General features: G+C 73.7%; 18 protein-coding genes and 7 tRNA genes. 15 read left to right on the forward strand and 10 right to left on the reverse strand.

From position 1 onward, the window contains the following. The first annotated feature begins 145 nt into the window (after positions 1-145). From cobT to CG719_RS08100, 3 genes are all read left to right on the forward strand, one after another. Entirely contained in the window at positions 146-4,150 is a 4,005-nt protein-coding gene (gene cobT / locus CG719_RS08090) for a nicotinate-nucleotide--dimethylbenzimidazole phosphoribosyltransferase (RefSeq protein WP_100567827.1), read from the forward strand. A gap of 429 nt (positions 4,151-4,579) precedes the next feature. Then, positions 4,580-5,812: a uroporphyrinogen-III C-methyltransferase gene (gene cobA / locus CG719_RS08095; RefSeq protein WP_100567828.1), complete on the forward strand. Its 1,233-nt coding sequence runs from the start codon at positions 4,580-4,582 to the stop codon at positions 5,810-5,812. A gap of 43 nt (positions 5,813-5,855) precedes the next feature. Further along, entirely contained in the window at positions 5,856-6,674 is an 819-nt protein-coding gene (locus tag CG719_RS08100) for a TrmH family RNA methyltransferase (RefSeq protein WP_100567978.1), read from the forward strand. 54 nt (positions 6,675-6,728) lie between these two features. Here CG719_RS08100 and CG719_RS08105 read toward each other — a convergent pair whose 3' ends face one another. After that, on the reverse strand, positions 6,729-8,075 hold the full coding sequence (locus CG719_RS08105; protein ID WP_100567829.1) for a serine/threonine-protein kinase: 1,347 nt from the start codon (positions 8,073-8,075) through the stop codon (positions 6,729-6,731). A gap of 570 nt (positions 8,076-8,645) precedes the next feature. Between CG719_RS08105 and CG719_RS08110 the strand changes: the two genes are divergently transcribed. After that, complete coding sequence (locus tag CG719_RS08110; protein WP_100567830.1) at positions 8,646-8,840, forward strand: hypothetical protein; 195 nt, start codon at positions 8,646-8,648, stop codon at positions 8,838-8,840. Between the two features lie 205 nt (positions 8,841-9,045). On the opposite strand, the gene CG719_RS08115 is transcribed toward CG719_RS08110, so the two are convergent. From CG719_RS08115 to CG719_RS08135, 5 genes are all read right to left on the reverse strand, one after another. After that, positions 9,046-9,117: transfer RNA gene (locus CG719_RS08115), tRNA-Val, on the reverse strand. Positions 9,118-9,154: 37 nt separating this feature from the next. Continuing rightward, positions 9,155-9,226, reverse strand: a tRNA-Val gene (locus tag CG719_RS08120). A gap of 25 nt (positions 9,227-9,251) precedes the next feature. Continuing rightward, positions 9,252-9,323, reverse strand: a tRNA-Val gene (locus tag CG719_RS08125). A gap of 1 nt (position 9,324) precedes the next feature. Continuing rightward, positions 9,325-9,398, reverse strand: a tRNA-Cys gene (locus CG719_RS08130). A gap of 38 nt (positions 9,399-9,436) precedes the next feature. Further along, positions 9,437-9,509 (reverse strand) — tRNA-Gly (locus tag CG719_RS08135). Positions 9,510-9,687: 178 nt separating this feature from the next. On the opposite strand from CG719_RS08135, the gene CG719_RS08140 reads away from it, so the two are divergent. The 3 genes from CG719_RS08140 (at position 9,688) to CG719_RS08150 (ending at position 12,480) form a co-directional block, all read left to right on the forward strand. Continuing rightward, positions 9,688-10,737, forward strand: coding sequence for a chorismate-binding protein (locus CG719_RS08140; protein ID WP_100567831.1), 1,050 nt, complete (start codon positions 9,688-9,690; stop codon positions 10,735-10,737). A 5-nt stretch (positions 10,738-10,742) separates the two neighbouring features. Continuing rightward, positions 10,743-11,564, forward strand: a complete 822-nt coding sequence (locus CG719_RS08145) for an aminotransferase class IV (RefSeq protein ID WP_100567832.1) — start codon at positions 10,743-10,745, stop codon at positions 11,562-11,564. Between the two features lie 91 nt (positions 11,565-11,655). Beyond that, positions 11,656-12,480, forward strand: coding sequence for a GNAT family N-acetyltransferase (locus tag CG719_RS08150; RefSeq protein ID WP_100567833.1), 825 nt, complete (start codon positions 11,656-11,658; stop codon positions 12,478-12,480). 44 nt (positions 12,481-12,524) lie between these two features. On the opposite strand, the gene CG719_RS08155 is transcribed toward CG719_RS08150, so the two are convergent. Then, the gene (locus tag CG719_RS08155; RefSeq protein ID WP_100567834.1) at positions 12,525-13,055 is read right to left on the reverse strand and encodes a DsbA family protein; all 531 of its coding nucleotides are present in this window, start codon (positions 13,053-13,055) and stop codon (positions 12,525-12,527) included. Positions 13,056-13,244: 189 nt separating this feature from the next. Between CG719_RS08155 and CG719_RS08160 the strand changes: the two genes are divergently transcribed. Beyond that, complete coding sequence (locus tag CG719_RS08160) at positions 13,245-13,697, forward strand: hypothetical protein (RefSeq protein WP_100567835.1); 453 nt, start codon at positions 13,245-13,247, stop codon at positions 13,695-13,697. A 138-nt stretch (positions 13,698-13,835) separates the two neighbouring features. Beyond that, entirely contained in the window at positions 13,836-13,988 is a 153-nt protein-coding gene (locus CG719_RS35785; protein ID WP_199836559.1) for a hypothetical protein, read from the forward strand. Positions 13,989-14,092: 104 nt separating this feature from the next. On the opposite strand, the gene CG719_RS08165 is transcribed toward CG719_RS35785, so the two are convergent. Next, a complete protein-coding gene (locus CG719_RS08165; protein ID WP_100567836.1) occupies positions 14,093-14,653 on the reverse strand; it encodes a CGNR zinc finger domain-containing protein in 561 nt (186 codons plus the stop codon). A gap of 226 nt (positions 14,654-14,879) precedes the next feature. Next, the gene (locus tag CG719_RS08170; RefSeq protein ID WP_004002642.1) at positions 14,880-15,293 is read right to left on the reverse strand and encodes an SsgA family sporulation/cell division regulator; all 414 of its coding nucleotides are present in this window, start codon (positions 15,291-15,293) and stop codon (positions 14,880-14,882) included. Between the two features lie 192 nt (positions 15,294-15,485). On the opposite strand from CG719_RS08170, the gene CG719_RS08175 reads away from it, so the two are divergent. The 4 genes from CG719_RS08175 to CG719_RS08190 all read left to right on the forward strand — a co-directional run bounded on the left by CG719_RS08175 (position 15,486) and on the right by CG719_RS08190 (position 16,998). After that, positions 15,486-15,950, forward strand: coding sequence for a TIGR02611 family protein (locus CG719_RS08175; protein ID WP_100567837.1), 465 nt, complete (start codon positions 15,486-15,488; stop codon positions 15,948-15,950). A gap of 89 nt (positions 15,951-16,039) precedes the next feature. Continuing rightward, positions 16,040-16,111: transfer RNA gene (locus CG719_RS08180), tRNA-Val, on the forward strand. Positions 16,112-16,440: 329 nt separating this feature from the next. After that, a complete protein-coding gene (locus CG719_RS08185; RefSeq protein ID WP_100567838.1) occupies positions 16,441-16,887 on the forward strand; it encodes an SRPBCC family protein in 447 nt (148 codons plus the stop codon). Between the two features lie 39 nt (positions 16,888-16,926). Beyond that, positions 16,927-16,998 (forward strand) — tRNA-Val (locus tag CG719_RS08190). Between the two features lie 45 nt (positions 16,999-17,043). Here CG719_RS08190 and CG719_RS08195 read toward each other — a convergent pair. Next, positions 17,044-17,772 carry a 3'-5' exonuclease gene (locus CG719_RS08195; RefSeq protein ID WP_100567839.1) on the reverse strand — a complete coding sequence of 243 codons (729 nt, stop codon included), beginning with the start codon at positions 17,770-17,772 and terminating at the stop codon, positions 17,044-17,046. A gap of 184 nt (positions 17,773-17,956) precedes the next feature. Between CG719_RS08195 and CG719_RS08200 the strand changes: the two genes are divergently transcribed. Then, the gene (locus tag CG719_RS08200) at positions 17,957-18,523 is read left to right on the forward strand and encodes a DUF4365 domain-containing protein (RefSeq protein WP_100567979.1); all 567 of its coding nucleotides are present in this window, start codon (positions 17,957-17,959) and stop codon (positions 18,521-18,523) included. After that, positions 18,520-19,746, forward strand: coding sequence for a hypothetical protein (locus tag CG719_RS08205; RefSeq protein WP_100567840.1), 1,227 nt, complete (start codon positions 18,520-18,522; stop codon positions 19,744-19,746). Before CG719_RS08200 ends, CG719_RS08205 begins: the two co-directional genes overlap by 4 nt. Positions 19,747-19,831: the final 85 nt, after the last annotated feature.

The raw sequence follows: 19,831 nt of genomic DNA on the forward strand, positions 1-19,831 counted from the left end.
ATGCCACTCAATGGCTTTGTCGCCTTTTCCGGGCGGGTTGTTCGTGCCGCACGGCGCGGACGCTCGTTCTTCACTGGGGGCGGTCGGTGCGCCGTTCCGGGTGAGCTGGTCGTAGGAGCACGAAACTGATGGGCGAGGGGTACGCATGACCGACACCGGCCAGGTCCCGGGCGAGGGACTGCCGGAGAGCGCAGGCATGGTGGAACAGCCGGGCGTTCCCGCGCACGGTGCGTACGCCTACCTCTCCGAGGCTCCCGCCAGGGACGAAGACCTGCTGCTGCCGGGCTCCCACGGAGCATGGGGCAACGAAGTGTCCCCGCCCGCCCCGGAGCCGGTCCTCGAAGCCGTCCACCAGCCGGGCCCGCACGAGACGGCCGGCCGCGACACCGGCTCCGTCGACCTCGGCGGCGTTCGGCACCCCGACCCGACGGCCACGCCGCCGGCCGGGATCCCCGCGGCCGTGCCCCCGCGCCGGCCACTGCACCTCGGCCCGCCGATTCCCGACGCCTCCGCGAGCCCGGTCCGCTCCCTGGCCGACCGCGGCCCCGCGGACGCGCCGCTCCGCCGGCCCGGCCCCCCCGCGGCAGGCCCCGAGTACCTCGACGTCCCGCAGGCGCGCGAAATGGCCCCGCAGGGCGCCGCGCCCTGGGGCGCCCAGCCGACCGCGGTGGCCTCTCCGGTCGCCCCGGGCCAGGGACCGCAGCCGGTCGGCGCGGCCCCGTACGTCCCGGACACGAGCCACGCTCCCGCGGACGGCCTGAGCGTGCCGACCGGCCAGGTCCCGACCGGTGGTCCGACGCCGGAGGCGAGACCGCAGCTGGAGGACGCCGGTGCGCCTGAGGGTGGGTCAGCCCTGCCCGTGGGTGCCGTGGCCGGGGGTGTTCCCGCGGGTCAGGTGCCGAGTGCGGTGCCGGAGTCGGAGGGTGCCGGTGTCGCCATGCCTGACGGTGGGTCGTCCCTGCCCGAGGGCGCTGTGGCCGGGGTTGTCGCGGGTGCGGCTCAGGTGCCGCAGCCGGAGGGTGCCGGTGTCGCTGTGCCTGAGGGCGGGTCGTCCCTGCCCGAGGGCGCTGTGGCCGGGGTTGTCGCGGGTGCGGCTCAGGTGCCGCAGCCGGAGGGCGCCGGTGTCGCTGTGCCTGAGGGCGGGTCAGCCCTGCCCGAGGGCGCCGTGGCCGGGGTTGTCGCGGGTGCGGCTCAGGTGCCGCAGCCGGAGGGCGCCGGTGTCGCTGTGCCTGAGGGCGGGTCAGCCCTGCCCGAGGGCGCCGTCGCAGGGGTTGTCGCGGATGCGGGTCAGGTGCCGGCCGGGGAGTCCGGGCCGGAGGCTGCCGTTGCCGCGGTCGCCCCGGACGCGGGCCAGGTGCCGGACGGTGGGCAGATGCCCGAGGCCGGACCGGGGCCCGAGGGCGCAGGCGTCGTTGCCGGTGTCCCTGTTCCGGTGGCCGGGATGGCGCCGGGCGCCGCCGCCGAGCCCGCGCACGCTCCGGACGCCGCGCAGGTGGCGGAGGGCGTGCAGGTGCCCCAGAACGGCGAGGCTCCCGGAGGCGCTGCCGAGACGGCGTCGGCGGGTGGACCCGCCCACGCCGTGGCCGCCGCCGAGACGACGCACACGACCGGAACCGGCCCCGAGGGCGCGCAGGCCGAGCCCGCGCCCGTCCACGCCCTGGAAGCCGCCGCCGAGCAGACCGCGCCGGCCGAGGCCGTGCAGGCGCCGGCAAACACGGGCGACACCGCCGACGTCCCCGTGGCGGCAGGCGGACCGGCCGAGGCCCCCCAGTCGCCTGCTCAGGCAGCCGACGCTCCCGACGCCACGCCCGTCCCGGCGGCCCCCGCCGAGGCCACCGCCACGCCCGTCCCCGTCACGGAGCAGCCGGAGGCGCCCGCGGCCGCGGAGGCCGGCCCTCAGGTCGTGGCCGACGCTGCCGCCGTCCCTGCCGCGGATCACATCGCGGACGCCGCTGCCCAGGACGCGGACGCTCCCCGGCCCGTCGACGCCGCCGTCCCGGCCGTCGCCCCCGAGACGGCCGGGCCCCAGCCCGCCGAGCCGGACGCGACGACGCCCGCGGACCCGGCCCCGGGCGAGCACACCGAGGGCGCGCACCTTCACCCCGGCGTCCCGCTTCAGCCCCGACCCGGCCAGACTCTCGGAGAGTTCGTGCCCGTCGAGGGGTCGGTGCCCACCGCGCCGCACCTGGCCCCGACCCCGCCACACCCCATCGCCGTCCCGGCGGACCAGCTCGCCCCCGAGGAGCCCGTCGTCACGGTCCCCGCGCCGCGCGACGGCGACGCCCCCGCCGCGTCCGGCGAGGAGCCCGCGCCCGAGGCCGTCCAGCACGCGGACGACCTGGACACCCACGGCTCCGACCCGGAGGAGATCCGGGAGGAGAACGCGGCCGAGGAGGCGGAGGCACCGAGGCCCACCGGCCCGGCCGCGCCCGGCTACGACGAGGCCGAGCGCGAGGCCGTGCTCAGGGTGATGCGCGAGCGCCGCGACATCCGCAACGGCTTCCGCCCCGACCCCATCCCGCACGAGGTGCTGCGGCGCGTCCTGGAGGCCGCCCACACGGCACCGTCCGTGGGCCACTCGCAGCCCTGGGACTTCGTCGTCATCCGCTCCGCCGAAACCCGCCAGGCGATGCACGAGCTGGCGGTGCGCCAGCGCGACGCGTACGCCAAGTCGCTGCCCAAGGGCCGGGCGAAGCAGTTCAAGGAAATGAAGATCGAGGCCATCCTCGAGACTCCCGTGAACATCGTCGTCACCGCCGACCCGACCCGCGGCGGCCGGCACACCCTGGGCCGCCACACCCAGCCGCAGATGGCGCCGTACTCCTCCGCGCTCGCGGTCGAGAACCTCTGGCTCGCGGCCCGCGCCGAGGGCCTCGGCGTCGGCTGGGTCAGCTTCTTCGACGAGCGCGAGATGGTCCGCGTGCTCGGCCTGCCCGAGCACCTGGAGGTCGTCGCCTACCTGTGCGTGGGCTACGTCGACGAGTTCCCGGACGAGCCCGAGCTGATGCAGGCGGGCTGGTCCAAGCGCCGCCCGCTGTCCTGGGTCGTGCACGAGGAGACGTACGGCCGTCGCGCCCTGCCGGGCGAGGACCCGCACGACCTGCTCGCCGAGACCGTCGCGCAGATCCGCCCGCTGGACGCCAAGGCGCTCGGCGAGGCCTGGGAGCGGCAGAAGCGGATGACCAAGCCGGCCGGCGCGCTCGGCATGCTGGAGATCATCTCCGCGCAGCTCTGCGGCCTGTCCCGCCAGTGCCCGCCGCCGATCCCCGAGCCCGCGGCCGTCGCGGTCTTCGCCGGCGACCACGGCGTGCACGCCCAGGGCGTCACCCCCTGGCCGCAGGAGGTCACCGCCCAGATGGTGGCCAACTTCCTCGGCGGGGGAGCGGTCTGCAACGCCTTCGCCGCCCAGGTGGGCGCCGAGGTCTGCGTCGTCGACGTGGGTGTCGCCGCCGACCTCCCGGCCACGCCTGGGCTGGTGCCCCGCAAGGTCCGCGCCGGTACCTCCGACATGAGCGCCGGTCCCGCGATGACCCGCGAGGAGGCCAAACAGGCCATCGAGGTGGGCATCGAGACCGCCCGCGACCTGGTGGCGGCCGGGAACAAGGCGCTCCTCACCGGTGAGATGGGCATCGCCAACACCACGGCGTCCGCCGCCCTCATCTCCGTCTTCACGGGCGCCGAGCCCGCCGAGGTCACCGGCCGGGGCACGGGCATCAACGACGAGACCCTGGCCCGCAAGACCGACGTGGTCCGCCGCGTGCTGGAACTGCACCAGCCGGACCCGGCCGACCCCATCGGCGTACTCGCCGCGATCGGCGGCTTCGAGCACGCGGCCATGGTCGGTCTGCTGCTGGGCGGCGCCTCCCTGCGCACGCCGGTCATCCTGGACGGCGTCAGCGCCGGAGCCGCCGCCCTGGTGGCCCGCGCCATCGCCCCCGAGGTGCTGGCGGCCTGCATCGCCGGCCACCGCAGCGCCGAACCGGGCCACGTCGCCGCCCTCAACAAGCTCGGTCTGCGCCCCCTGGTCGACCTCGACCTGCGCCTCGGCGAGGGCACGGGCGCGCTGCTCGCCCTGCCGCTGGTGCAGAGCACGGCCCGGGCGATGCACGAGGTGGCGACGTTCGACTCGGCCGGAGTCACGGAGAAGTAGCCCACGCGGAATCCACGATTCCGCGACCGCGCGGCACGGTGGTGAACGGACGCACCCACGGTCCGACCACCACCGCGCCGGGGCGCTGCCCACCGCCGCACCCGGCCCTGCCGCGATGGTGCCCGTGGGCCCGTACCCGGCCGTGTCGGGGCGGTACGCGTGACCAGTACCCGGCCGTGCCGTGGTGGGGTCCCGTACCGGACCCGCGGCCGTGCCGGGGTGGTGCCCCGGGCCCGCACTCGGCCCTGCCGAGGCTGTGTCCACGGGCCACGTCCCGCACCCGGCCATGCCGGTCCGGTAGCCGCGGCCCACGTCCCACCCCCCGGTCCGGCAGCCCAACCACCGGACGCCCGGTCCGCCGCACCACCCGACCGCGTAAAATCCGCACGTCAGGGCTACCGCACCGCCGCCGCAAGAGGAGCTCGCCCCATGGCCGAACACCCCGCCTACCCCGTAGGCCTCCGCCTGACCGGCCGCCGTGTGGTCGTCCTCGGCGGCGGGCAGGTCGCCCAGCGCCGCCTCCCGGCGCTCGTCGCGGCGGGCGCGGACATCGTCCTCGTGTCGCCCGAGGCGACCCCCTCCGTGGAGGCGATGGCGGACGCCGGCGAGATCGCCTGGAAGCGGCGGCCCTACGAGGACGGCGACCTCGCCGACGCCTGGTACGCCCTGATCGCCACCGGCGACCACGACGCCAACACGCGCGCCTCGGCCGAGGCGGAGCGCCTGCGCGTGTGGTGCGTCCGCTCCGACGACGCCGACGCCGCGACCGCCTGGACCCCGGCCACCGGCCACAGCGAGGGCGTCACCGTCGCGGTGCTCACCACCAGCGCGCGCGGCCGCGACCCCCGGCACACCGCGGCCATCCGCGACGCGGTCGTGGAGGGCCTGCGCGACGGCACGCTCGTCGCCCCGCACCACCGCACCCGCACCCCCGGCGTCGCACTGGTCGGCGGCGGCCCCGGCGACCCGGACCTGATCACGGTCCGCGGCCGCCGGCTGCTCGCCGAGGCCGACGTCGTCATAGCCGACCGGCTGGGCCCGCGCGACCTTCTCGCCGAACTCCCGCCGCACGTCGAGGTGATCGACGCCGCGAAGATCCCCTACGGCCGCTTCATGGCCCAGGAGGCGATCAACCAGGCCCTCGTCGAGCACGCCAAGCAGGGCAAGTCCGTGGTCCGGCTCAAGGGCGGCGACCCGTACGTCTTCGGCCGGGGCATGGAGGAGGTCCAGGCACTCGCCGAGGCCGGCGTTCCCTGCACGGTCGTCCCGGGCATCTCCAGCTCCATCTCGGTCCCGGGCGCGGCCGGCATCCCGGTCACCCACCGCGGGGTCGCCCACGAGTTCACCGTGGTCAGCGGGCACGTGGCACCCGACGACGAGCGTTCCCTGGTCGACTGGCCGTCCCTGGCCGCGCTCACCGGCACGCTCGTCGTCCTGATGGGCGTCGACAAGATCGGCCGGATCGCCGAGACGCTCGTGGCCCACGGCAAGTCCCCCGACACCCCGGTGGCCCTGGTCCAGGAGGGCACGACGGCCGCCCAGCGCCGGGTCGACGCCACGCTCGCGACGGTCGCCGAGACCGTACGCGCGCAGGACGTCAGGCCGCCGGCCGTCATCATCATCGGCGAGGTCGTCGCGGTGGGCCCGCGAACCGACACGTGACCCCGTCAGCCCGCCCCATCACCAGGACAAGGCAGTGACATCCGTGGCCGAACTCATCACCGTCGAGGACCCCGACGACCCGCGCCTGCACGACTACACGGACCTCACCGACGTCGAGCTGCGCCGCAGGCGCGAGCCCGCCGAGGGCCTCTTCATCGCCGAGGGCGAGAAGGTCATCCGCCGGGCCGGGGACGCCGGGTACGAGACGCGCTCGATGCTGCTGTCGGCGAAGTGGGTCGACGCCATGCGTGACGTCATCGACGAACTCGCCGCACCCGTTTACGTGGTGAGCCCGGAGCTCGCCGAACGGGTCACCGGCTACCACGTCCACCGCGGCGCCCTCGCCTCCATGCAGCGCAAGCCGCTGCCCACCGCGACGGAGGTGCTGCGGACGGCCCGCCGGGTCGCGGTCATGGAGTCCGTCAACGACCACACCAACATCGGCGCCATCTTCCGTTCCGCCGCCGCCCTCGGCATGGACGCCGTCCTGCTCTCCCCGGACTGCGCCGACCCGCTCTACCGCCGCAGCGTGAAGGTCTCCATGGGCGCGGTCTTCTCCGTGCCGTACGCCCGTCTCGACACCTGGCCGGGCGGCCTGGAGCCGGTGCGCGAGGCCGGTTTCACGTTGCTCGCCCTCACCCCCGACGACCGGGCCAAGACGCTGGACGAGGCCGCCCCGCACCGCATGGACCGGGTCGCCCTGATGCTCGGCGCGGAGGGCGCCGGCCTGTCCCCCCGGGCTTTGAAGGCCGCCGACGAGTGGGTCCGCATCCCCATGTCGCACGGCGTCGACTCCCTGAACGTGGGCGCCGCGGCCGCGGTCGCCTTCTACGCGGTGGCAACAGGCCGCCCCCAGCAGTAGGTCCGGCCCGACGAGCGGGGGCCGTCGTCCGGCCGCCCCGGCGGCTCCCGCCGCCTACGTGCGCCCCGGCGGGGGCGACTCCGCCGCCCGCGCGTGTGCGGGTCGCTGGTCCCGGCCGCCGTCGCCGCCCAGCCCCCGCGGGGGTCCCTGGCAGCCCTGTGCTGCCGCGATGCCGAGGGCGACCAGGAGCGTCACCACCACGAACACGACCAGACGCTGCCGCAGCAGCCGCGGGTTGGCGGGCCGCAGGCCGCTCGACGTGCCCCGCGGGCCCGTCCGCCCGGTGCCGTCGCGCCGTACCGGACGGCTGCCCGTGCCCGAGCGTGAACCGCCCCGGGACGGCGGCGCCGGGCGCGGACCGCCGCCCCGGGACTTGCCGCCCGTGCGGGACGACGCGCCGCCCCGAGACGGAGGGACGGGAGTGCCCGGGGAGGAGCCGGGCGGGCGCCGCCGGGCCCGCCCCTGCTCGGTGTGACCGGGGCGCTGCCGCCCCGGGTGGCTGTCGACCAGGGGACCGGTCGACCGGTCCGCCTCCGCGGCACGCGGCGCGGGCGCCCGCGCCTCACCCAGGTCCTGTGCCTCGCGCGCGGCGATCTCCTTCAGCCGCAGCGACAACTGCAGCGTGCTGGGCCGTTCCTCGGGGTCCTTCGCCAGACACGCCCGGACCAGCGGAGCGAGCGCGTCCGGCACCCCGTTCAGCTGCGGCTCCTCGTGCACCACGCGGTACAGCATCACCTCGGAACTGCCGTGCCCGAACGGCGAGTCGCCCGTGGAGGCGTACGCGAGCGTCGCCCCCAGCGCGAACACGTCGGTGGCCGGGGTGACGGCAGCGCCGCGCACCTGTTCCGGGGCGAGGAAGCCCGGGGAGCCGACCGCGGTGCCCACGTGCGTGAGCGTGGAGGCACCGGTGGCCCACGCGATGCCGAAGTCGATGATCCGCGGCCCCTTGGGGGACAGCAGGATGTTGGAGGGTTTGAGGTCCCGGTGCACCACCCCGGCCTCGTGCACGGCGACCAGCCCCTCGGACAGCGCGGCCCCGACCGCCGCGGCCTCCGCCGCGCTCAGGGCGCCCTCTTCGGCCACCTTGTCGTGCAATGAGGGCCCGGGCACGTACTGCGTGGCGAACCACGGCCGGTCCGCCTCCAGGTCCGCGGCCACCAGCCGCGCCGTGCACCCGCCCCGGATCCGCCGCGCCGCCGAGACCTCGCGCGCGAACCGCGAGCGGAACTCCTGATCCTCCGCCAGGTCCGGCCGGATGACCTTCAGCGCCACTCGCTGGCCCTTCCGGTCGGAGCCCAGGTAGACCACGCCCATCCCGCCCGCGCCGAGCCGTCGGTGAAGCCTGAACGAGCCGACGACGCGCGGGTCCTCGCGCCTCAGGCGCATCATCGCCATGTTCATCCCCGCTGCCCGGTCCCTGTGACGAGCCTCAGCTTACGTATCCGGGACCGCTCGCGCGCAGAGGCCGCGCCCTCTCGACCCGATCGATTGTCCGCGCGGGACACCGGATTTGACGCCCGGTCAACGCACCGCCGAAGGACCCTCCTTGGGGTCTTCCGAGGTCCCAACCCCCCGTCGGCGGAAGGAGGTTGGACCGGTCCCTGGAGGCGGTGGGTACGGGTGGCGGACGGCCCCCGCCGACGGGGGGAGCGGGTCCCGCGCCGGGGAGCGGCCGAGGTGAGCGAAGTCACGCAAAGCGGGTGGCGCTCGTCCGGCGGTCCGGTGAGGGCGGCGGTGCCGCTGACGACCCCTCCGGGAAGACCCCTAGGCCCGGAGTCACGTCTCCACCCAGCGGAGTAGTCCCCAGCTCACGGCTCATCCTCCGGGAGGCCTCCCAATCGGTACGAGGGCATGACGTCCCGGATGCGCCGGGCAACTAGATTTGAGGTCGAGCGGCGGGTGCGGCACTCGTCCCCCGAGGTCAAGCACCCGCCGCTGCCAACGACAACCGAGACGGTCAGGAGAGGGACCATGGCCCTGACGGCACCGCGGACATTGCTCCGCACCCAGGAGCGCCTCACGCGCCCCCGTCGTACGGGCCGCCGCCACCCCCTGGTGGCGACGCTGATGGCCCTTCCCCTGGCGGCCCTGCTTCTGCTCGTCTTCGACGGCTGGAACACAGTGGCCACACAGGCGTCGTCCGTGGGTGTGATGCTGGGGCGCTGAGCGGCGACCCCAGGCCCGGAAGAGCGGTCCGGGCGGGGACATCCCACCCATGAAACCCCGTGGGGACGGGGGTGCGGCGGACGGCAGAATGCCGGCGCAGCTGGGGAGCTGCGCCGGCATTGCTTTGTTCCCGGGCGGCCCGGCCGCCGGCATCCGGAACGAGGAAACCCCCGGCCGTACGCGACGGCCGGGGGTTTCCGGTGTGTGGACGATACTGGGATTGAACCAGTGACCTCTTCCGTGTCAGGGAAGCGCTCTCCCGCTGAGCTAATCGTCCTCGGGACCAACATCGTGGATAGGGACCACGGGCCCTGTGCGCGATACTGGGATTGAACCAGTGACCTCTTCCGTGTCAGGGAAGCGCTCTCCCGCTGAGCTAATCGCGCGGGTGAGGATCTTCGGCAGATCCAGTGGACGATACTGGGATTGAACCAGTGACCTCTTCCGTGTCAGGGAAGCGCTCTCCCGCTGAGCTAATCGTCCTTGGAGGTGGAGACGGGATTTGAACCCGTGTAGACGGCTTTGCAGGCCGTTGCCTCGCCTCTCGGCCACTCCACCAGGAGTACGGAGGACCCGGGAGGTCCCCTCTTCCTACGAGCGGACGACGAGGCTCGAACTCGCGACCTCAACCTTGGCAAGGTTGCGCTCTACCAACTGAGCTACGTCCGCCTGTCGTTTCGTTCCGCTTGCGCGGCCCGGCGACGTGTTGAACTCTAGCGGATTCCCGGGCCAGCACAAAAACGCGTTTGCGCAGCGTGCTGCGCTGCGTCCGCTCGGCGACCCGGCCGGGGGCCCGGAACGACACGCCCGGACGGCCCGGAGCGGCGCCCGCCCTAGACTCGACGGCGTGCTCGACCTGCCACCTCTTGCCCGTTTCGGCGACCGTGTCGCCACCGGCCTGACCGATGTCACCAGCGATCCCGCGGCCCTGGACTCCAGCGGTTTCTGGGCCGTCGCCGCGGACTACGAGGGCCGGCTGACCTGCGCCCGCTTCCGTGACGTACGGGAGGAGGCCGTACCCGCCCCCGTCCCGGACCGGTGGCGCGGCCCGGCGGCCGGCGACTGGACCTCTTCCCTCGACCGCACCGCGTACACGGCGGGCGTTCGCCGTATCCGCGAGCACATCGCGGCCGGCGAGGTCTACCAGGTGAACCTCTGCCGCGTCCTCGGCGCGCCGGTGGCCCCCGACGCCGACGTGGACGCCCTGACCGCCGTACTGGCCCGCGGCAACCCGGCCCCGTATGCCGGAACGATTCGCCTGCCCGGGCACGGGGTGGAGATCGCCACCGCGTCCCCCGAGCTGTTCCTGCGCCGCGACGGCCGGACGGTCGAGTCCGGCCCGATCAAGGGCACCGCCCGCACCGAGGCGGAACTCCTGGCCAAGGACTACGCCGAGAACGTGATGATCGTGGACCTGGTCCGCAACGACATCGGCCGCGTCTGCGCCACCGGCAGCGTCACCGTCCCCGACCTCTGCGTCGTCGAGAAGCACCCCGGACTGGTCCACCTGGTCTCCACGGTCCGCGGCGAACTGTGCGACGGCGCGGGCTGGCCCGAGCTGCTCGACGCCGCCTTCCCGGCCGGCTCGATCACCGGAGCCCCCAAGTCGAGCGCCCTGCGGATCATCGACGCCCTGGAGACCGCCCCCCGCGGCCCCTACTGCGGCGGCATCGGCTGGGTCGACGCCGACCGCGGGACGGGCGAGCTGGCCGTCGGCATACGCACCTTCTGGATCGACCGCGCCTACGGCGCGCCCGTCCTGCGTTTCGGCGCCGGCGCCGGGATCACCTGGGACTCGGACCCCGAGGGCGAGTGGCGGGAGACCGAGCTCAAGGCGGCCCGGCTGCTCGCGGTAGCGTCGGGCACGTATGAGGAAAGTGGAGAGGGACTGAGGTAGGACCAGTGAAGCTTTGGCTCGACGGAGCGCTGCGGGACCTCGAGTCCGCCCGTGTCTCCGCGTTCGACCACGGACTGACCGTGGGCGACGGCATCTTCGAGACGGTGAAGGCGGTCGACGGAAGGCCGTTCGCGCTCACCCGCCACCTGGACCGGCTCACCCGGTCCGCCCGCGGCCTCGGCCTGCCCGACCCCGACCACGACGAGGTGCGCCGCGCCTGCGCCGCCGTGCTGGAAGCCAATCCGATGCCGCTGGGCCGGCTGCGCATCACCTACACCGGAGGCCACGGCCCCCTCGGCTCCGACCGCGGCGACCGGGGTCCGACCCTGCTGGTCGCCCTCGGCGAGACCACCCGCCGCGCCGACTCCACCGCCGTCGTCACGGTGCCCTGGACCCGCAACGAGCGCGGCGCGCTCACCGGCCTGAAGACCACCTCGTACGCCGAGAACGTCGTCGCGCTCGCCCGCGCCCACCAACACGGCGCCACCGAGGCCCTGTTCGGCAACACCGTGGAACGGCTCTGCGAGGGCACCGGCTCCAACGTCTTCGTCGTCCTCGACGGGGAGATCCACACCCCGCCGCTCGCCTCCGGCTGCCTCGCCGGTATCACACGCGCCCTCACGATCGAGTGGACGGGCGCGAAGGAGACCGACCTGCCGCTGGACGTCCTGAGCCGGGCCGAGGAGGTCTTCCTCACCTCCACCCTGCGCGACATCCAGGCCGTCCACCGCGTCGACGACCGCGAACTGCCCGGCGCCCCGGGCCCGGTGACCGCCAAGGCCATGCGGATCTTCGACGAACACGCGACCCACCGCCTGGACCCCTAGGGCCGCCCTGGAGCCGGCAACGGAGCGCCCCGACCCGGAGGCGGCACATAATCGGCTGCCACACCGCCTCGCAGCGGGTAGAACAACCCTGATGACCACGACCCTGCGGCCGACCGAGCCGCTGCAGCAGAACGCCGACGGCACCCGTTCACGCCGCTACCAGGTGTGTGTGAACAGCCGCCCGGTCGGCGCGATACACCTCGCCACGCACCCCGTCTTCGGGCCCTCCGTCGCCAGGGTCCTCGGCCTGCACATCGACGAGCCGGACCGCGGCCGGGGCCGGGGCACGGTGGCCGCGCTCGCCGCCGAGGAGGTGGCACGCGGCTGGGGCTGCAAGCGGATGGAGGCCTCCGTGCCCGCCGACGACGAGGCCGCGGTCCGGCTGGCCACGGCGCTCGGCTACGTCGAACGCAACCGCGGCATGGAGAAGCAGCTCGGCGCCGACGCCCCCGAACTGCCCGCCGGCAGCCGGGGCAGGCCCATGACCCCGGCCGAGTACGGGACCTGGCTCGAACACGGCAAGGCCGCCTACGCGCGGAGCTGGACCGACCGCGGAGTGCCCGCCGACGAGGCGTGGGCCAAGTCGGAGGACGACCACGCCCGGCTGCTGCCCCAGGGCCCCGACACCCCGGGCATGCTGATCAGCGTCCTGGAACACGAGGGCACCCCGGTCGGCACCCTGTGGGTGGCGGTCACCGAGGAACGGGCCTTCGTCTACGACGTCGAGGCCGACGCGCGCTTCCGCGGCCGGGGCCACGGCCGCTCCCTGATGCTGCTGGCCGAGGCCCAGGCACTGGCCGCCGGCCGGCACGTCCTGGGCCTCAACGTCTTCGCGGGCAACACCCCGGCCGAGCGGCTGTACGAGTCCCTCGGCTACCGGCCCGTGGTGCGCGCCGTCTACAAGGAACTGCTCTGAGACACCGCTTCGGCGTCCCGTGGAGCGGGGGACGGACGGGCCGGTCAGCTCCCCTGCCCGGCCTCGGCCAGCAGCCGGTCCACGATCTCCTCGATGCGCTCGCGCAGCCCCTCCTGGCTCTTGCCGCCGTCCAGGAGCTCGCCCCCCACCACGTACGTCGGCGTGCCGGTCACGCCGATCGCCTTGCCCTCGGCGTGGTCGGCGTCGACGATCAGGATGTGCCGGCCGTCGATCAGCGCGGTGTCGAACTCCTCGTCGTCCAGGCCCAGTTCACGGGCCACCTCGATCAGGACGGGCTCGCCCTCGCGGGCCAGCCGCTCGACCCGGCCCAGCACCGCCTCCACGTACGGCCACCCCTGCCCCTGCTCGGCGGCCTCCTCCGCGGCCTGCGCGGCGGCGAAGGAGTGCGGGTGCTTCTCCAGCGGGAAGTGCCGCAGCCGCAGCTCCAGCCGGTCCCCGTACCGGGCGCGCAGGGCACGCAGGTCGTCGAGCGCGGTACGGCAGTCGGGGCACTGCAGCTCGCACCAGACGTCGAGAACCGGGACAGGGGCGTGCGCGGAGGAGGAGTCGCTCATGCGGACAGTCTTCCAGGCCCGAAGCGGGCGGCCCAACCGGGATCACACGTGGTGGCCCCACCGGGACCAGCGGAGGAGACGACCCGGAGATCACCCTGAAGTCCGCTCGGAACATGGCTTCCCCACGGGTGGGCGGTGCAGGATGGAAGGGACGAACCCCCCGACCGGTGAGCCCGCCTGGAGGACCGGATGATTGCCGAGACCGTATGTTCCGCCGTTTCCGCGGCCGGCCTGGGCATCGCCGCGGTGACGGCCTACCGGCGGCGCTTCCTCGCCGCGGCCCGTGTCGCCGCCTACTCCCTGATCCCGGTCGCCCTGGCGATGACCGGCGTCGTCGGCTGGCTCGCCGGCACCGCCTTCAGCCCGACCGCCTGGGCGGGCTTCGGCCTGCTCGGCGCCGCCTGGCTGCTCTTCGCGTCGACCCGGGCGGTGGAGCGCCGCCGCGGCGGCACACGCAAGGAGCGCAAGGAGGCGGCCCGGGGCGCGGAGCGGAGCGCGGTGGCCCCGGCGGCGTCGGCGCCCTCGCTGGGACCGGGACAGGCCGCCCGCCCGGCCGGCAGGCCCGCCGCGAAGCGGGCGGCGTCCGGGGGCGACGACGACTTCAGCGACATCGAGGCGATCCTGAAGAAGCACGGCATCTGACGGTGATCACGGGTGGACGCGCAAGTGATCACGGTCCGCGCCGAAGCGGACCGAAGATCACGGAGTACGGCTGACTCCCGCACATTCCTGGTGTGTTGATCGCGTACCGCTCGGCGGCTGCGTCATCATCGCCCCGAGATGGTGGACACGACACAGAGAGAGTCCGCGCCCCCTCAGGACGAGCCGCGCGGATGTCTCTTCGCCCTTTCCCAGCCGCCGCTGATGATCTTCCTTGCGGTGATCGGGTGTCTGCTGCTCATGGCTTCGTTGCACGACCTGCTGTTGCTGTGAGCCGTACGCGTGGGTCCCCGGCGCCACCCGCCGGGGACCACGACAACCATCGACGGTGGCCCGGTGACCGACGGCCCCGGCCGGTCCGTCGTCCGGCTCTCCGCTCAGCCGGCCGCCTCCTTGCGGCGAGCCCGGTAGGCGGCCACATGCAGGCGATTGCCGCACGTACGGCTGTCGCAGTACCGCCGCGAGCGGTTACGGGACAGATCGACGAAGGCACGCCGGCAGTCGGGAGCCTCGCAGCGCCGCAGCCGCTCCCGCTCCCCGGCCACCACGAAGAACGCCAGCGCCATTCCGCAGTCGGCGGCCAGGTGGTCGGCCACGGAGGCGCCGGGCGCGAAGTAGTGGACGTGCCAGTCGTACCCGTCGTGGTCCGTCAGCCGGGGCGTGGTGCCCGCGGCGGCCACCAGCTCGTTGATCATGCCCGCCGCGGTCCGGCAGTCGGAGGCCGCGAAGATCCCCGCGAACCGGCCACGGATCCTGCGCACCGCGGAGAGATCGAACTCGGACAGCACCCCCACGTCGCTCATCCTGTGATTGCGGACGAATTCCCCGAGCGCCGCGACGTCCGCCAGCCCGTCCGGCGCCGCTTCGTCCTCCGGTGCGGTGTTCACCAGATCCACCACGGTGTCCAGCGCGCACCGGGTGTCGTGGGTGATCAGCACGTTTCGCTCCCTGGCCTGGGCATCGGGCACACGCCCGCCGATGCAGGCCGATGGTAGTGGCTCCACGCGCCCCCGAGCAGCGCACGACGCAGCCGCGGCCACGCGCGCACACCGGCACCGGCCCCCGCGGGAGACCGGTACCGGTGTGCTCGCGTATGCGGTTGTCCTGGCCCGAGCCGTCTCCCCGAGTGGACGGCAACGGGCAGCTTGAAGGGCCTCGACGGGCCTAACTCTCCGCGAGGATGTGCGACAGCTCCTGATCCAGATCGAAATGCCGGTGTTCCGTGCCCGGGGGCACGGCTGCGTCCGTTCGCTTCAGGAAGGACTCCAGGGCCCGCGCCGGGGCCTCGAGCAGGGCCTCGCCCTCCGGAGAGCTCAGGGCGATGCACACGACGCCCTGGCCATGGCTGCGGGACGGCCAGACACGGACGTCTCCGGTGCCCGTGGGCCGGTGAAGACCCTCGGCGAGGAGGTCGCGGGCGAACACCCACTCGACGGTCTCCTCGGCTCCGGTGTGGAAGGTGGCGTGCACGGCGTAGGGGTCGGCCGTGTCGTACCGCAGGCCTGCGGGGACAGGCAGAGAGGACTCGCTCGATACAACGAGGCGCAGGTGCAGCTCGCAGCTGACCGTGGTGTTCATAAGCGCCAGGGCCTTTCGCTCAGTGTGCGCTCGGGGATTCGCACGTCGGCGAAATCGACATGCCACCTACGGTGCCGTTGTAAACCCCTCTGAGTGTTTTGCTTGGCTTTACGTAACTCTTCCGGCCGAGGGTGTCTTCGTACGGTACGCCCATTGCGGTGACCGGATTCTCGTCCGGTACGGTGGCAGCGTATGAATACGCGGAGTGACGAACCGGACCGCCCCGCCAAGGCGCCCGGACGAGCGAAGGCCGAGGCGGAGGCGGACGAGGGGCGTGACCGGCGGGGGCTGGGCTCGCGGGCTCCCGCGTTCGTCCGGTCACACCGCGTGCTGCTCCTGAGCTGGCAGGCCGCGATCTTCGTCGCCGGACTCCTGGTCGTGATCGCCGGGATCGTCATGCTCCCGCTGCCCGGCCCCGGCTGGCTGGTGATCTTCGGCGGCATGGCGATCTGGGCCACCGAGTTCGTCTGGGCCCAGCTCGCGCTGCGCTGGACCAAGCGCAAGGTCACCGAGGCGGCCCAGCAGGCGCTCGACCCCAGAGTGCGCCGCCGCAACATCGCGCTGACCGTGATCGGCCTGGTGATCGTCGCCGCGCTGGCCGGGGTGTACCTGTGGAGGTTCGGCACGGTGCCGCCCTGGAGGGCCGTCGGCCGCTGAGGCCGCTGAGCTCGGCACACGCGGGCCGGGCGCTCGCCGGACCATGGTCCCGGGCACCCCTGACATGCGGTAATGTTCTCCCTGTGCCCGGGCGATTAGCTCAGTGGGAGAGCGCTTCGTTCACACCGAAGAGGTCACTGGTTCGAACCCAGTATCGCCCACCCGGAACCGGCGGCCCGTCTGCGATCAAGCGGACGGGCCGCCGTCGTATGCGCGGGGCAGGGGAGGGCGCGGTGACGATCCGTTACCTGTGAGCGGAGCGCCGGCGAACGCGCCGTAGAAGTGGACCGGCCCGACCCGTTCTTCCTGATGAAGTATTCGAGGATCAAGGAGTAAGGCCGACTTCCAGGACCGTCCCCCATTCCGGGAGAAGTTCCGGAAGCGGTCTCCGGCGGAAATCCACGGACCTATTTCCAAAACACCGTCACCTTTCTTCACGGGTACGGAAGGAGAGGTCCGGACCGGCCGCCGTTCACGTCACACTCGTCCCATGGACTGGACCCACTACCGCTTCCGCACCCGGTGGACCCTCCCCGCGCCGGCCGACGCCGTCTACCGGGCGCTGGAACGGATCGAGGACTACCCGAGCTGGTGGCGGCAGGTGCGCGAGGTGACCCGCACCGGCCCGACGGCCGGCGTCGTCCGGATCCGCTCCCTCCTGCCCTACGACCTGACCTTCACCGCACGCGAGGTGCGCCGGGACCCGGCCGCCGGAGTCCTGGAGGCCGTGCTCACCGGGGACGTCGACGGCTGGGCGCGCTGGACGCTCACCGCGCACGGCACCGGCACCCTCGCCGTCTACGACCAGGTCGTCGACGTCCGCAAACCGCTGCTCAGACGGTTCGCCGTGCCCGGCCGGCCCCTCTTCCGCGCGAACCACCGGCTGATGATGCGGGCAGGCCGGCGCGGACTGGCCGCCCGCCTGGAAGCGGTTTGAACGAACACCCCGCGGGCCTGTATGGTTCAGTGCGTTCCCGGGCGATTAGCTCAGTGGGAGAGCGCTTCGTTCACACCGAAGAGGTCACTGGTTCGAACCCAGTATCGCCCACCGGGTAAGGCCGGTCCGCACACGCGGACCGGCCTTTTCTCATCCTCAGGCGGCCGCCGCCGGCAGTTCCGGACGCAGCGGCCACGACGGGTCCACCGTCTCCTCCGTCCCACTGCGCGCGAACCACGCCTGCAGGCCGCGGGCCTGAGCCGCGTGCCAACCCGTCTGCAGCGTATGCAGTTCCGCCGGGGTCAGCCGCTCGAGGCGGGCCGCGAAGCGACGGCCCAGCGAGCGGACCACCTCCAGCGCGGCCAGGGCGTCCGCCGCCGCGTCGTGCGCGTCCTGAAGAGCCACGTCGTAATGCGCGCACAGGTCGGTGAGCGTGCGCCTGCCCTTGCGGTAGCGGTCGAGATGCTTGTCCAGCACCCGCGGATCCAGCACCCGCAGCGGCGACGCCTCGAACCAGCGCTCCAGCGACGAGGCCCGATGGCGGCGCAACTCCCTGTCCAGCAGCGTCAGATCGAACGGCGCGTTCATCACCACCAGCGGGCGGCCCAACGCGGCCTGCTCCGCCAGTTCCTCGGCCATCTCGTACATCACCGGCGCCGGCCAGCGCCCGTTCAGCTGGAGATGCTCGTCGGTCAGCCCGTGCACCGCCCTCGCCGCCTCCGGCACCGGCACGCCCGGGTTCACCAGCCAGCGGTGCACCCGCGGCCGGAAGCCCGGGGCGTCCTGGACGACGAGGGCGGCCGACACGATGCGGTCGGTCTCCACGTCGACGCCCGTCGTCTCCGTGTCGAAGGCGGCCAGAGGCCCCTCGTACCAGCTCGTCATAGGCCAACAACTCCTCGGTCCACGAGGGCAGCTGACGCGTCGTCCGCCGCGTCCGCCCGCTGCCCGTTTGGTGATACCCGGGCTGTTTGCGCCGTACGCCGGAAGGAGACAACAGGAGTGCGGGTCTTTGCAGTTCACGGGTCCGCAGCGGGGATACACCAAGCACGGAAGGCTGTTGGTCGCCATGGTGATGGCACAGCCCGAGCGGGGCGGGCTGCTGCCCGAGCGCGCGAGCGCCCCACGGGGCACACTCGCCACCACCGCCTGCATGGAGACACTCCAGGTGGGCTATCTGCACGCGGTCGCCGCGGCGGCCGGCTGCTCACTGTCCCAGCCCTTTCCCGACAACGGCATCGACTGGCACGTCAGCCACAGCGCCCCCGGACACACCGTCGACGACGAGGTGACCATCAAGGTGCAGCTGAAGTGCACCTACCAGCTACCGCCCAACCCCCCGGGCCGGTTCTTCTCCTTCACGCTCGACAACGCCCACCTGGCCAAGCTCGCCCGCACCCCGGTCACGGTGCACAAGATCCTCGTCGTGATGATCGTGCCCCGGTCGCAGGACCAGTGGCTGCGCGCCGGCCACGACCGGCTCGACCTCCGGCACTGCTGCTACTGGGTCAACCTCGCCGGCCACCCCCTCACCGGCCGGCACCGCACCACCGTGCGGATCCCGACCTCGCGCATCTTCGACGACCGGGCCCTGTGCGAGATCATGACGCGGGTCGGAACGGGAGGCAGACCATGACGCACCGCCCCCTCGACGAGCCCCTGCGACCGGTACGGCCGTACCCCGCCGACGCCCACCGCGGCCGTCTCCCCGCCCCCTCCGACGTCGACCCCGCCGTCCTCGGGACCCTGCTCCACCGGCACGGCTGGCAGCGCCGTGGCGGCGCCGTCGGCCGCTACGGCCGCTGGACCCCACCCGGGCCCGGCGGCACCGGCACCAGCCTGCTGGTACCCGAGAACCGCGCCCTCCCCGACAGCGACGACCTGCTCGGCGAGGCCCTTGACGCCCTCGCCCGCAGCGGCACGCCCTCCGCGCGCGAGGTACTGATTGCCCTCACCCTTCCCAGCGACGAGATCCGCTGGTGGCGGGACGTGCCCGAGGGCCCGGCCGACGCCGCCGGCTGGACCGACGAGGAACGGCTGCGCGGCGCCGCCCGCCAGATGCTGCTCGCCGCCGCGCTCGCCACACGTGCGCGTGCCGGCTACCACGGCGCCCGCCACCGGCGCTCGGCCGCCACCTCCCTGGACCACGTTCTCGTCGGCTCAGCCGCCGACGGCCGCGGCCTGACCGCCTTCGTTCCCGTCGACCCCGGCAGGCCTCTTGCCGTCCGCCTCCACCAGGCCCTGTACGCCGTCCGCGAGGCCGTCGACTACCGGCGGGCCACCGGCGCCATGGACGCCTTCGACGGTGCCGTCCGCGCGGGCGCCAGCCGTGAACTCACCGAGGCCGTCGTCGCCCTCGTCCGCGGCACCGAGGGCGCGCGCGTCGCCGTGGAGTGGGCGCCCGCGGCGGGTGTGCCCGAGGACTGCGCGGCCGCCGCCGAGGCCGTCGAGTTCTCGCCGGGCGACCTGCCCGTACTGCGCGAGGCCGGCGCCCGCTATCTGCGCGCCGAACCGTCGGTGCTCACCCGGATCACCGGCACCGTGGTGCGGATGCGCAGAGCGCACCCGCGCGGCGAGGGCACCGTGCGGCTTCGGGTGCTCGCGGGCGCCGAAGTGCCGTACGTGCGCGTGACCCTGGACGAGGAGGACTACCGAGTCGCCGGGCACGCCCACCTCGTCGGACTGCCCGTGCGGGTGCTCGGGCGGCTGGAGAGCCGCGGCGGCTTCCGCCGGCTCACCGGCGCCTCCGGCGTCGTGCCCGTGGAGGTGGACGACGAGGAGCGCGACCGGCTGCTGAAGTCTCTGCAGGAGGATCTCGACTACTTCGAGGAGATGTGCGGCGGGGACGACCGCGACTGACGGGCATGTCCGCGACCGATCGTGGACCGTGCGTAATCGTTTCGCGGTAGAAGGCCCGGGGTCGGTACGATCCCAGTCATGCGCG

Origin of the sequence: Streptomyces sp. CB01373 (assembly GCF_002803075.1) — a bacterium.
Taxonomy (GTDB): domain Bacteria; phylum Actinomycetota; class Actinomycetes; order Streptomycetales; family Streptomycetaceae; genus Streptomyces.

What these genes read in the sequence shown, in the direction of transcription:
- CG719_RS08110 (WP_100567830.1), top strand. Translation starts at nt 8,646, where the DNA reads ATGGCCCTGACGGCACCGCGGACATTGCTCCGCACCCAGGAGCGCCTC.
- CG719_RS08200 (WP_100567979.1), top strand. Translation starts at nt 17,957, where the DNA reads ATGGTGATGGCACAGCCCGAGCGGGGCGGGCTGCTGCCCGAGCGCGCG.
- CG719_RS08205 (WP_100567840.1), top strand. Translation starts at nt 18,520, where the DNA reads ATGACGCACCGCCCCCTCGACGAGCCCCTGCGACCGGTACGGCCGTAC.
- CG719_RS08155 (WP_100567834.1), bottom strand. Translation starts at nt 13,055, where the DNA reads ATGAGCGACTCCTCCTCCGCGCACGCCCCTGTCCCGGTTCTCGACGTC.
- CG719_RS08150 (WP_100567833.1), top strand. Translation starts at nt 11,656, where the DNA reads ATGACCACGACCCTGCGGCCGACCGAGCCGCTGCAGCAGAACGCCGAC.
- CG719_RS08185 (WP_100567838.1), top strand. Translation starts at nt 16,441, where the DNA reads ATGGACTGGACCCACTACCGCTTCCGCACCCGGTGGACCCTCCCCGCG.
- CG719_RS08195 (WP_100567839.1), bottom strand. Translation starts at nt 17,772, where the DNA reads ATGACGAGCTGGTACGAGGGGCCTCTGGCCGCCTTCGACACGGAGACG.
- CG719_RS08105 (WP_100567829.1), bottom strand. Translation starts at nt 8,075, where the DNA reads ATGAACATGGCGATGATGCGCCTGAGGCGCGAGGACCCGCGCGTCGTC.
- cobT (WP_100567827.1), top strand. Translation starts at nt 146, where the DNA reads ATGACCGACACCGGCCAGGTCCCGGGCGAGGGACTGCCGGAGAGCGCA.
- CG719_RS08170 (WP_004002642.1), bottom strand. Translation starts at nt 15,293, where the DNA reads ATGAACACCACGGTCAGCTGCGAGCTGCACCTGCGCCTCGTTGTATCG.
- CG719_RS08175 (WP_100567837.1), top strand. Translation starts at nt 15,486, where the DNA reads ATGAATACGCGGAGTGACGAACCGGACCGCCCCGCCAAGGCGCCCGGA.
- CG719_RS08160 (WP_100567835.1), top strand. Translation starts at nt 13,245, where the DNA reads ATGATTGCCGAGACCGTATGTTCCGCCGTTTCCGCGGCCGGCCTGGGC.
- cobA (WP_100567828.1), top strand. Translation starts at nt 4,580, where the DNA reads ATGGCCGAACACCCCGCCTACCCCGTAGGCCTCCGCCTGACCGGCCGC.
- CG719_RS35785 (WP_199836559.1), top strand. Translation starts at nt 13,836, where the DNA reads ATGGTGGACACGACACAGAGAGAGTCCGCGCCCCCTCAGGACGAGCCG.